Origin of the sequence: Thomasclavelia spiroformis DSM 1552 (assembly GCF_025149465.1) — a bacterium.
In the GTDB taxonomy this organism is placed as follows: Bacteria; Bacillota_I; Bacilli_A; order Erysipelotrichales; family Coprobacillaceae; genus Thomasclavelia; species Thomasclavelia spiroformis.
In genome coordinates, this window is record NZ_CP102275.1 from 2,434,845 (window position 1) to 2,448,410 (window position 13,566).

Sequence of the window (13,566 nt, forward strand, 5' to 3'; positions counted from 1 at the left end):
TTCACAAAATTACTTGGTTTTAAAACGCTATTTAAAATGATATACTAAATTATAGAAAGAAGGATAAATATGAATACAAACAAAAATGAATTTCTTGAATTAGATAAAAAATTAGAACTATTAAAACAACAAGGTAAAAAAGTACCCACTAAAAAAATGATTAAAACCACTCAACAAATAGAAGGAATTAAAAAAGCAGCAATTGTAAACTCTGGTTTACTAGATTATATTGAAAAAAACATCAAAGCAGGAATGTCTACTGAACAAATTGATATTATGGCAAAAGATTATACAAAAAAACATAATGCCATTTGTGCAGACTATCAATACTGTGGTTACCCAAAGCATATATGTGTATCAGTTAATGACGTTGTATGCCATGGAATCCCCAGCGACGATCAAATATTACAAGAGGGAGATATTGTTAATGTTGATGCAACTACCATGGTTGATGGTTACTTTGCTGATGCTTCAAGAATGTTTATGATTGGCAAAGTTTCTAAAGAAGCTAAACAATTAGTCGAAGATACAAAAAAAGCTTTAGAAATTGGAATATCTTCGATCATTCCTTATCAAAGCTGTATTGGTGATATTGGTAGCGCTATTGAAAACTTCGCTAAAGCTCACGGTTACAGTGTTGTAAAAGAATTTTGTGGCCATGGAGTAGGCTTAGCATTACATGAAGATCCCTATGTTCTTCACTTTAATCCTCATAAACCAACTGAAGTTATTGTTCCTGGAATGGTATTTACAATTGAACCAATGTTAAATCTTGGTAGTAGACATGTTTTTGTTGATGCCGATGATGAATGGACGGTATATACTGAAGATGGAAGTCTTTCAGCACAATGGGAACATACTATATTAATTACTGAAACTGGCGTTGAAATTATATCAAAATAGTATCCATAAAGGATACTATTTTTATTTAACATTAATAACTACATACTCACTACGAGCTCCAGTTTTAATAGGATAACGCCACCCAGCTATTCCTGATGATGTAATTGCTGTAAAATCTCCAATCTCTCTACTGCCACTAACTAATGTGTCACTTGCAAGTGATTGAATAATTCCCATTGGAAATAATTGCCCACCATGAGTATGTCCTGATAATTGTAAATCAACACCAACATCTGCATTCTCATTCAAATCTAATGGTTGATGATCTAACAAAATTGTATAATTATATTTCTTATCTTCTGGTATTTTTTGATATAATTCTTCAGAAGATAAACGTGGATTATTTCCCCAGAAACTAGCATCTTTACGTCCAATAATATTAACATCATCCAAACAAACAACTTCATCATCCAAAACTGTTACACCATTATTTTCCAGATTTTCTTTAATTTCTTCTGGTCCAAATGTCATTCCTTCATAACGTCCATTATCGTGATTACCATAAACATAATAAATACCTAAATCATTATCAATTGTCGATAAAACTTTACTTGCTTCAATCATATCTTCCAATGGCGTATTTTCATCAAAAATATCCCCCGCTAAAACAACTATATCAGCATTTAATTCACTCATTTCATCACAGTACTTTTTTAATTCATCAATATTTATTGAAGTTGACATATGTAAATCCGCAATTTCAATAATTTTCAAATCATCAATTTTATCACTTGATAATTCATAATTTGTTGCTACAACATGATTAATATTATAATAACCATATCCTAAAAATAGAACTGTTACTACTATTGGTAATATTCCACTTGTAAAAATAAATTTATACCAAGAAAATCTTTTCAATCTAATATTTAACAATTCAAACAAAATTGTAATGACTAAAAGATGGTAATAAACAACCCCATATAACTCTAATGTATTCATTGCAGGAAAAGAAATTATCGCAACAATAATTCCAATGACAATACTATATAAAAGATTAGTATGAATTCCTAATATATTACGTAAAAAACGCGTAATAAAAAATGTAAAATAAATAATTCCTGGAATAATAGCAATTAACCCCATATATAAGTACATGGCATTTCCTCCTTGTCTATATGAAATATAAATAATTATCTATTTAATTTAGAATACACCTTAAAGTATACTTTAAATCAATCATTTATGTAAATAAACATTACTATTTAAAAATAAAAATCTCAAAATGAGATTTTTATTTTTTATTCATATTTTTAAATGCTGTAGACAACATCAACTTAATACGATTTAACTGATTAACTTCACTAGCTCCAGGATCATAATCAATTGCAACAATATTACTTTCAGGATAAGCCTTACGTAGAGCTTTAATTGCCCCTTTTCCAGTAACATGATTTGGCAAGCAACCAAACGGCTGCATACAAACAATATTTGGTGCTCCAGATTCAATCAATTCAATCATTTCACCAGTTAAAAACCAACCTTCACCAGTTTGATTTCCAATTGATACAATTGTACTAGCTTTATTAGCTAAATGTTCAATTTTAGCAGGTGGGTCAAAACGTTTAGATTTCTTTAATGCTTTAGACATATCATAACGTAATAAATCAACAAATTTAACTGCTAAATTACAAAGTCTAACTGCATTTTTTGAAGCATGAAAATGTTTATTTTCAAAATCAGTGCTATAGAAACAATATTGAAAGAAATCAATCAAATCAGGCATTACTGCCTCTCCACCTTCTCGTTCAATTATATCAACAATTTCATTATTTGCTGTTGGATGGAATTTAACCAATATCTCCCCAACTAATCCAACACGTGGTTTCTTTATATCCAATAATGATAATTCATCAAATTCTTTTACGATTTGGTAAACATTCTTTCTAAAAGTAGAAATACTTCCAGTTTTAACATTTTCGTGACAACGTTTAACCCATGATTCATATAATTCATTAGCACTTCCTTTTACCGCCTCATATGGTCTAACTCGATATAAAACTCTCATAAACAAATCACCATACATTGCTCCAATAATTACTTTTTTCACTAATGGTAAAGTTAATTTAAATCCTGGATTATTTTCAAGCCCTTGTAAATTTGCTGATATTACCGGAATTTGTGACAAGCCAGCATCTTGTAATGCTTTTCTAATAAATGCAATATAGTTAGTTGCACGACACCCTCCACCAGTTTGTGAAATAATAACTGCCGTTTTTTCTAAATCATATTTACCACTTAATAAAGCTTCCATTATCTGACCCGTAACTAAAATACTTGGATAACATGCATCATTATTTACATATTTTAATCCCGCATCTACTGCTCCTTTATCAACAGATGGTAATACAACTAAATTATAACCTGATTCTTGCATTGCTGTTTCTACAAATTGGAAATGAATTGGAGACATTTGTGGACAAAGAATTGTATACCCTTCTTCTTTCATTTTTTTAGTAAATGGTACTTTTAATGGTTGATATTTTGGATAAATTAGTTTTTTATTTTTGGCTTGTTTTTCAATTGTTGCTTTTAGTGAACGAATTCGTATACGAATTGCACCTAAATTACTACCTTCATCAATTTTAATCAAAGTATAAATTTTACCACGTGCATTTAAAATTTCAGCTACTTGATCACTTGTTACAGCGTCTAACCCACAACCAAAAGAAGTTAATTGAATCAACTCAAGATTTGATTTTGAAGCTACATATGATGCTGCACGATATAACCTAGAATGATATGTCCATTGATCAACTACCCTTAATTGATCCAAATCTTTATCTAAATGACAAATACTATCTTCAGTTAATACCGCCATACCTTCAGCTGTAATTAAATCTGCTAGACCATGATTAATTTCTGGATCAACATGATATGGACGACCAGCTAGAACAATGCCCGTCATATTATTTTCTTTAATATATTTTAAAACAAGTTCTCCTTGTTCTTGAATATCTTTACGGCATTTTGATAATTCATCATACCCAGCATCAATTGCTTGCTTTAAATCATTATCACTAATATTAAATGCTTCTAATTCATCTTTTAAATTACTAAATAGTGTCTTAGGATTACTTAAATCTATAAACGGATTACGATATATAATTGAATTATCATCTAAATTATCGACGTTATTACGAATAACTTCAGGATATGATGTAACAACTGGACAATTATAATGGTTATTAGCATTATCAAATTCCTTACGTTCATAAGCTAAGCTAGGATAAAAGATATATTTAATCCCTTTTTCAATTAATGCTTCAATATGTCCATGTGACAATTTAGCTGGATAACATACACTTTCAGATGGAATTGATTCTATCCCTTTTTCATAAATACTTTTACTAGAACGTGGCGACAAAACAACTCTAAATCCTAATTTAGTAAAGAAAGTATGCCAGAATGGATAATTTTCATACATATTCAATACTCTAGGAATTCCTACAGTTCCTCTACTTGCCTGTTCTTGAGATAAAGAACGATAATTAAATACACGGCGATATTTATAATCAAATAAATTTGGTAATTTCTTACTTGGTACAGGAATATTAGCCCCACGTTCACAACGATTACCGCTGATAAATTCACTACCATCATTAAAAATTGAAACCGTCAACATACAATGATTAGTACATTTTTGACAATATCTAATTTCACTATGACAACTAAATTTATCTAATTCTTCTTTGCTTAATAATGTCGTTGGTTGTCCTTGATAACTTTCTCTTGCTAATCGTGCAATTCCAAATGCTCCCATTAATCCTGCGATATCTGGTCTAATCGCATTAACACCTGCTTCTTTTTCAAAAGCTCTTAAAACTGCTTCATTATAAAAAGTACCACCCTGAACTAAAATATTTTCACCAAGTTCATCTTTACTTCTTAATTTAATAACTTTATACAATGCATTTTTAATAACTGAATAAGATAAACCTGCACTAATATCTTCAATTTTAGCTCCTTCTTTTTGAGCTTGTTTAACTTTTGAGTTCATAAAAACTGTACAACGGCTACCCAAATCAATTGGCGCTTTAGAATTTAAAGCCATATTAGCAAACTCACTTACCTCATAACCTAAAGACTTTGCAAATGTTTCAATAAAAGACCCACACCCACTAGAACAAGCTTCATTTAATAAGATGTCTTGGATTACACCATCTTTTATCTTGATTGCTTTCATATCTTGACCGCCAATATCCAAGATAAAACTTACATCTTCTTTAAAATAAGTTGCTGCTTTATAATGAGCCATTGTTTCAACTTCACTCATATCAACTTTAAAAGCTGCTTTAATCAAGGCCTCACCATAACCAGTAACTCCACTATATGCCAAGTTAACATGAGGTGGTAAAAGATCATATACCTCTTTGATAATCTTAACAACAACATCTAATGGACTTCCTTCATTAGAATTATAAAATGAATATAATAAAGAATCATTTTCATCAATTAATACTGCTTTAGTTGTTGTTGATCCAACATCAAGTCCTAAATATACATTACCAATATAACCATTAATATCATTTTTTCTAACTTTATCTATATAATGACGATTTATAAATTTATTTCTATCTACATCATCTTCAAATAAAGGTTCCAACGTATTTTCATGGCTTATCATACTATCATCAAGATTATCCAATCTCTCTAATAGACCATCAATATCACTAACCTTATCTTCTTCTTTAGCTAACAATGTTGCCCCCATCGCAACAAACAATTGAGAATTATCCGGAAAAATAACTTCATCATCTTTAAGATTCAAAGTTTCAATAAAACGTTTTCTTAACTGATCCAAGAAATATAACGGACCACCTAAAAATGCAACTTTTCCACGAATTGGCTTACCACAAGCTAATCCACTAATTGTTTGATTAATAACTGCTTGGAAAATAGAAATAGCTATATCTTCTTTATTAGCACCTTCATTAATTAAAGGCTGAACATCAGTTTTTGCAAATACTCCACAACGTGAAGCAATAGGATAAATCATCTGATAATTTTTTGCCAATTCATTCAATCCTGCTGCATCTGTTTGTAATAACGAAGCCATTTGATCAATAAACGCTCCTGTACCACCAGCACAAGTACCATTCATTCTTTGTTCTAATGTACCTTGAAAATAAGTAATTTTAGCATCTTCGCCACCTAATTCAATGGCTACATCACATTCAGGAATATATGTTTCAATTGTCTTTGTACAAGCAATTACCTCTTGAACAAACTTAATTCCTAAATATTCAGATAGTGATAAACCTCCTGATCCTGTCATCACAGCAACAACTTTAATATTACCGAATTTTTCTTTTACTTCATTAAATAATGTTTTAATTGTTGCCTGGATATCTGAATAATGTCTTTCATATTTCGAATAAATACAATTATCATCTTGATCTGTAATATAAATCTTTATCGTAGTTGACCCGACGTCAATTCCCATAAAATAATTCTTCATACTATCTCCTACTCCAAATTCCTTTTAACTTTACCAAGTATTTTGATTAAGTCATCGATTTCTTGCTGACTTAAACCTCTAACTAATATTTTTTCTAGTTCATCAATGTGTCTTTCTAAAACTTCACGATGTTCATGAGCTTTTTTAGTTAAAATAATTTTTTTTAATCGAGCATCTCGATTAATACTTTCACGTCTTATAAAATCATGTGCTTCTAAACATTTTAAGACACCGGTTGCGCTAGAGCGCCGAATATTAAACTCTAATTCAATATCTTTTTGAAAAACATCATCATTTTGATGTTTATACAAATAAGCTAAAATTAAACTTTGTGGCCCTGTTAAATCATAACATTCATCACCAGAATTAATTTCATTAAAATTTCGCCCTATTAAATTAGCAAGTACCCTAATTTCCGCCCCTATTTTCTTTTTTTTCATAATTTCACTCCCAAAATTGTTAGGTCGCTAACATTATATACCATCGTCGAAAGATGTCAACTTTTTAGCTCAGAAACATTTAATAAAAAAAGATGAACTTATAAAGTTTCATCTTCTTTACCAGTATTTATTAAATTTTGATAAACAAATAGATACCCTAAAAAACACCATGCAAGTGTAGCTGACAAAGAGTAAATATAAAATACCCCATAATCAGATAAACTTCCAATAAATTCACTTAAAACAATTACAACAAACATTTGTATAATAAAATATATTGCTTTTCCATGACTTCTTTTTAAAACATTAAAACACATCAAAACACATTTGATAAAGAAAATCACAAATAACACAAACCCAATGATTCCTGTAGCTACTAATGTTTCCAAAAAAACATTATGACTATGAACAACTTGTACTGCCCAATATTCTAAAATATTTGTTTCCTGACTACCAATCTTTTTAAAATTATTAGCTCCAACTCCTATTAATGGGTTTGTTTTCCAAACTTCAAAAGCAGTTTTTGTTAGTGATATTCTTCCATTTGATACATCATCAATTATTGTTAATCCTTTGTTAAAGTCTTCTTGATTCCCTGATACTAATAAATGCATCGCTTCTTCAAGCTTACCAATTTGAAAACGGCTAGTTTCTTCAGTTGTAAATCCTTGAAACATTGGCACAATTTCAGTAATTTGTTGACCAAAAATACTTAAAAAAACAATTATACAAGATAGTGATACTATAAATAAAACCTTCTTATAAGTTGCATATACTTTCCGTCTAATTAAAAAATAATAAATAATCATTAAAATCATTACAATTAAAATAATTAATGCTGTTCGGCATTTCGTTAAAAGAATATATACTATCTGTATTCCAATGTTTATTAAATACCAAAACTTATACTTAAACTTTTGCCTAATTGCAATTAACGCTAAGACAATCGTAATACAAGCTAAAAATGCTGCTGGATTACTATTAAAATACACACCACACAATCGACTACCAACCATTCCTAAATTCCATCCATTAGCGACATCTGAAAAATCAATTACATACATACAAATAGAAACAAACGATGCCACTCCAACTAGAACATTAACCAAAGGAATAATTAACTTAACTTCATCAATAATGTCATTCTTATTCATTGAGGCTCGATTCCCAAAAATCAGCACATATATAACCATTTGCATTAAAGCGATAACATAAGAATTAAAATCACTATAATTATTTAAAAAAGTTGCTATTAGTAAAATAATACCTTGCATGACCATCAAAATATTATAATTACTTCTTAATTTAAATTCACCTTTATATAAATCATATCCAATAATTAATATCGCCCAAATTAATAACGGCACAAACATATAATTTACACCAACACCAAAATAACCTAATGCCAGTGTATTAATAAACATATATACAATAAAACATAACTTATAATATTTTCGATTAAAAAGCATTTTTCTCTATCTCCAATTAATAGTCTTATTATACCATGATTATTACAAAATAAAATAAAAAAAGGAGTTTGTAATTAAACTCCTAATGTGCCAATCCTTCCAATTCACTATCTGTAATCTTTTTACCTTCTTCAACTTTATTAATCAATTTACGAACTCTTTTAATATGGCTATTAAATGGCTTCATAACATCAGATTTTGTTCCATACATTGAATAAGTTTCATAACAATCATAATATTCACCTTCAATTTGAACATTGATAATATTCCAGTCAGCCATATCATCCAATTGCATATTCAATAAAGAACGAATCTCATCACTTGTCATATCTGTTTCAAAAGTTCCTTCAAGAGCAGTTAATATTCTATCAAAATTAGTAATAATTTTAGGTGATAATGCTTTATCAATCAAGGCACTTAATACTTTTTGTTGATTTCTTCCACGGGCAAAATCACCTGCTTTTAAACGCTTACGTTCTCTTACAAAACATAAAGCCATGTCGCCATCCATCTCATTTAATCCTTTTACTATATGATAATTCCCATGCAAAGTATCAAATTCCTCATCAGATTCAACTGTTATCCCTCCTAAAGCATCAACAATATTAGTCATCCCACTAAAATTAGTTCTTACGAAATAATTGATTTCCATATCTAATAAATCTTGAATCGTATTAATTGTTTCAGCCGTACCATAATTACCTGTATGTGTCAGTTTATCTAATTCACCATTACTATGCAAATTGATCTCACAATCACGAGGGATACTTGTCATTAAAATTTGTTTTGTCTTAGGATTTACAGTAACAATTAAATTTACATCACTACGAGAAACCGTATTTAGACTTCCATAAACATCTATTCCTGTAACATACACTGAAAAAGGTTTTTCAGTAACATCTGTTTTTTTAGTTGTAACTTCCAATTTAGCGTCATAAGAATAAGATGTAATAATTTTAGTTTCATTATCAAAGTTTTCATGATTTACTTGAAGTTGACTTCTAAATTGTTCCCCAACAACAATACAATCAACTTCTTTATTATATAAAGCATCAGCTAATTGAATATATGCATCATATTTAGTATATTCTTGTTGGCCAATTTCATCTTCCATATCTGCAAGAGCAGTTGTTAAAGTTTTAGAATCTTTTTCATAACAAACCCCAAATTTTTTTCCGTCTAAACTTTTTTTATTTATATCACTATCTTTTAAAGCAATGACAGAAATTACATATTTTTGACCAACTGCATCACTTACTTTATCAATAAAATTATCACTACGAATTAACATTGTACACCCAAGTACCAATGCAATACTAAGCAATAAACTAATAATTTTTGTAATTATACTTCGTTTACTTGTTGCTCCATTTTCTGACCTTTTTTCACCACTATAAATAATGCCAAAAAAACTAACTAATAATATTAATAAAGCAATAATTATACCAATTATATATTTCATTGGAATTAATTTTAATTTAAAACAAAAATATACTGCAACTATAGAAATTATTAATTGAATTCCTAAAATTACATATTTAGAAGTAATAATTTTAAAAAATTTATTATCTTTCACACTTCCACCTCAATTCAATTATAGTCTACCCTATAATACCTAAAATATCACTATTCGTCAAATTATAATCATAATTAAAAGCATAGACAAACGTCTATGCTTCATAAACTATTCCTCCATTTTATCAACTTTTGGATCTATACCAGCTTTATCTAAAACTGCATGAACAACATTACGTTCACCACTATCACTTCCACGAGAAGTACAAGTAGATAAAGTAATAACTGGGTTATTCAATGTTTTATCAAAATCAACTTCGATACTACTAGTTTTTAGCATTTCTTCATAAAAAGCTTGAATATCAGTAATTGCTGTATTATATAATACACTTTTTTCTGGAATAATATGGGCTGCAACTACTTTATAACGGCTAACTGTTCCATCAGGTAAATAAATGTATACATAAGGATGTTCGTTAGCAAACTCTTGTTTAGTATATGATTTGATATTGTTAAACATTGAGCCATTATTCATATTATGACCATAAATAACCGTATTTAAATCAACAAATGGATTTTCATTTTCACTTGCAATAAAAATAGATCCCGCTCTAAATTCTTTTTTATCAATATCACTATGAATATAAGTATCATTAGTTTCACCTTGTAAAATTGGATAACTAACTCTTGTATCTGGGATATCTATCCATCCTTTAACATCTGGATTTCTTTTTAAAAGAGCGTCAAAATCAATTTTTTTATAAGCCCCTTCTTCCTCAGTTGCTTCAGTTACATAAGTTTCTTCAATTTTTTTATTACTATCATCCATCTGTTTATATTCTAAAAAAATAGATCCTAAATTATATGCACTATAACAAAAAACACAAACACATATTAATAATACAATTCTTCTTAACAAATCTTTAAAACCAGTTGGTTTAATTCTTTCAACAAAACTTTTTCTATACTTAGCCATTATACATTAAACTTAAACAACATGATGTCTCCATCTTGACCAACATATTGCTTTCCTTCCTGTCGAATTTTACCAGCTTCTTTTAATGCATGTTCGCTGCCGTATTCAACTAAATCATCAAAACTATATGTTTCTGCTTTAATAAATCCTCTTTGAAAATCACTATGAATAATTCCTGCCATCTCTGGAGCTGTCATTCCTTCTTTAAATGTCCAAGCTCTCACTTCTTGGATTCCTGCTGTAAAATAAGTTCTTAATCCTAGTAATTTATATGCTTCCTTAATTAATTTATCAAGTCCACTTTCTTCAATTCCAAGTTCTTGTAAAAACATATCTTTTTCAGCTTTATCCATTCCTACTAATTCACTTTCAATTTTTGCACAAATTGGTACCACATCAGCGCCCTCATTAGTTGCAAATTCAACAACTTTAACATAATGAGGATTACTATTTGGATCTTCTAAATCTTCTTCTCCAAGATTAGCAACATATATAATTGGTTTCATTGTAAGTAAAGTATATTGCTTTACAATAGCCATTTCTTCTTTTGAAAAATCAATTATTCTTGCTGGTTTATTTGCTTCAAGTGTTGCTTTTAACTTTTCTAAAATTGCAAGTTCAACTTTAGCATCTTTATCACCAGATTGTGCTTTTTTACCTAAACGCCCAATTCTTCTTTCCACTGTTTCTAAATCTGCAAAAATCAATTCTAAATTAATAGTTTCAATATCTCTAATTGGATCAACATCACCATCTACATGGGTAACATCTTTATCTCTAAAACATCTTACTACTTCACAAATTGCATCTGTTTCTCGAATATTACCTAAAAATTTATTTCCTAAACCTTCCCCTCTACTTGCTCCTTTTACAAGACCAGCAATATCAGTAAAACCAAAAGTTGTAGGAACTGTTTTTTTCGGTTTAATTAATTCTGTTAATTTTTCTAATCGATAATCAGGTACTTCTACTACCCCGACATTAGGATCGATTGTTGCAAACGGATAGTTTGCTGCTTCTACTTGTGCATTTGTTATTGCATTAAATAACGTCGACTTACCAACATTCGGTAATCCTACAATTCCTGCTGTTAATGCCATTTATATCACTCCATTCATATGCTCTTATATTCTACATTAATCTACTATAAAAATGCAAGTTTGTTTACTTAGTTTCCTCTTTTTTACATAATTACTCACTAATAAATATTATAAATAATATTTTAAAATAAAATTTATTCCTATATAATAAAAATATATTTCTTATATCTTATAAAACCTAGGAGAACTTATGGAAACTTTTTATCAAACAATATTAACATATATTCATAATCACTCAAAACTAAAAAAAATAATAATTATACTATCTCAGTATACTCCGATAATTACTTTTATTGTCTACCCTAGTCTAATTATTTATTTATTTTTTGCAAAAAGTCCCTTGCTTTTAGAAACTATACTCCGTCCACTAAGTGCCTTTATTTTAGTTACTCTAATTAGAAAAATAATTAATCGTAAACGTCCTTACGAAACAATAGATATTATCCCCCTTAGTAAACATAAACAAGGAGAATCATTTCCTAGTAGACATACTGTTAGTGCTTTTGCAATTGCCTTTGCCTGTTTAAATGTAAATGTAACATTAGGCGGTTTCATGGTCATTTTAGCAATTATAATTGCTAGTACAAGAGTTCTATGCGGTGTACATTATTTAAGTGATGTTATTAGTGCTATAGTAATTGCACTAATAATTGCTTTAATCAAAATATAAAAAAAGGAGAATAAAATGAAACATGATTTAAATATTTGGAAAAAATTATATGATGTAGTTAATCAATGGAAAATAAGTAAACCATGGCAAAAGATTTGGAGTAATGATTGGATTAAAATAGATTTATCTGATGATAATTACTATTGTTCTATTATGGGTAAAATGGGTGATTGTATTGGATTATCCATTTACCAAGGTGATGATGGATTAAGGGATTTAGAATCTCTTTTAATCGAACAGGTAGATTCTAGTGTTACAAATTATATAATGCATGATCAAACTTGCTTAGTTTTTTATTTAGGTAATCGTATTGAAGTACCAAAACAGCAAAAAGAAATAATTAAAGAATTAGGTTTAAGATATCGCGGTAATGGTAATTGGCCATATTTTCTATCTTATAAAAAACGCTTTATTCCTAATCATATCAATGATAGTCAAGCCCGAATTTTAGTTCAAGTAATGCAACAATTACTAGAAATTACTGATTTATATGATAAAAAAGAAATTGATGTTAAATTCGATAAAGATGAAATGATAAATGCCTATCAAAAAGGTAATCAGTGGTATTATGAACCTATAATTATCCCTCAATTAGATAAATTTATAAGCGTTGAATTATCAGATGAAAATGAAAAACAAAAAATTATTAATCAACATTATAATAACAATAACTTAATTATTGATTTTGTTTATTTAAACACCCCAATAGATGATAAAAATTACGACCGCCCTGTTAACCCTTTATTATTTATCGTTCTTGATGAAACTTCGCAAATGATTATTTATAATCACATGTTATCTCCAGAAGAAGATGAAATTGAAGTTGTCTTATTTTTCTTATGTAGTTATATTTTAGAAGATGGTATCCCGCAAACGATCTTTATTCGTAATCCTAGCATTTGGTGTGCTATCAAAAATTTATGTGAATGTTGTAAAATTCATTTACAACTTACACCATTACCAATGATTGATTATATCGTTAATGATATGAAATCAATGTTCTAACTTTATCGTAAATAAAACAGTAGCAAA

At 28.9% G+C, this 13,566-nt stretch carries 10 protein-coding genes; 3 read left to right on the top strand and 7 right to left on the bottom strand.

The window, feature by feature from the left end:
- Nucleotides 1–69: 69 nt before the first annotated feature.
- On the top strand, nucleotides 70–903 hold the full coding sequence (gene map / locus NQ543_RS11660) for a type I methionyl aminopeptidase (RefSeq protein ID WP_004610950.1): 834 nt from the start codon (nucleotides 70–72) through the stop codon (nucleotides 901–903).
- Nucleotides 904–924: 21 nt separating this feature from the next.
- On the opposite strand, the gene NQ543_RS11665 is transcribed toward map, so the two are convergent.
- From NQ543_RS11665 to ychF, 7 genes are all read right to left on the bottom strand, one after another.
- Entirely contained in the window at nucleotides 925–2,001 is a 1,077-nt protein-coding gene (locus NQ543_RS11665) for a metallophosphoesterase (protein WP_039904823.1), read from the bottom strand.
- Nucleotides 2,002–2,137: 136 nt separating this feature from the next.
- Entirely contained in the window at nucleotides 2,138–6,364 is a 4,227-nt protein-coding gene (locus tag NQ543_RS11670) for a 2-hydroxyacyl-CoA dehydratase (RefSeq protein WP_004610948.1), read from the bottom strand.
- A gap of 8 nt (nucleotides 6,365–6,372) precedes the next feature.
- A complete protein-coding gene (locus NQ543_RS11675; RefSeq protein WP_004610947.1) occupies nucleotides 6,373–6,804 on the bottom strand; it encodes a MarR family winged helix-turn-helix transcriptional regulator in 432 nt (143 codons plus the stop codon).
- 98 nt (nucleotides 6,805–6,902) lie between these two features.
- Nucleotides 6,903–8,273, bottom strand: a complete 1,371-nt coding sequence (locus NQ543_RS11680) for an O-antigen ligase family protein (RefSeq protein WP_039904821.1) — start codon at nucleotides 8,271–8,273, stop codon at nucleotides 6,903–6,905.
- Between the two features lie 82 nt (nucleotides 8,274–8,355).
- Nucleotides 8,356–9,849, bottom strand: coding sequence for an LCP family protein (locus NQ543_RS11685; protein WP_004610945.1), 1,494 nt, complete (start codon nucleotides 9,847–9,849; stop codon nucleotides 8,356–8,358).
- A gap of 108 nt (nucleotides 9,850–9,957) precedes the next feature.
- Entirely contained in the window at nucleotides 9,958–10,764 is an 807-nt protein-coding gene (gene srtB / locus NQ543_RS11690; RefSeq protein ID WP_004610944.1) for a class B sortase, read from the bottom strand.
- Nucleotides 10,764–11,864, bottom strand: coding sequence for a redox-regulated ATPase YchF (ychF, locus tag NQ543_RS11695; RefSeq protein WP_004610943.1), 1,101 nt, complete (start codon nucleotides 11,862–11,864; stop codon nucleotides 10,764–10,766). The genes srtB and ychF overlap by 1 nt, the downstream gene beginning before the upstream one ends.
- Before the next feature lie 190 nt (nucleotides 11,865–12,054).
- Between ychF and NQ543_RS11700 the strand changes: the two genes are divergently transcribed.
- A complete protein-coding gene (locus tag NQ543_RS11700; RefSeq protein WP_004610942.1) occupies nucleotides 12,055–12,534 on the top strand; it encodes a phosphatase PAP2 family protein in 480 nt (159 codons plus the stop codon).
- A 15-nt stretch (nucleotides 12,535–12,549) separates the two neighbouring features.
- Complete coding sequence (locus NQ543_RS11705) at nucleotides 12,550–13,539, top strand: DUF7309 domain-containing protein (RefSeq protein ID WP_004610941.1); 990 nt, start codon at nucleotides 12,550–12,552, stop codon at nucleotides 13,537–13,539.
- Nucleotides 13,540–13,566: the final 27 nt, after the last annotated feature.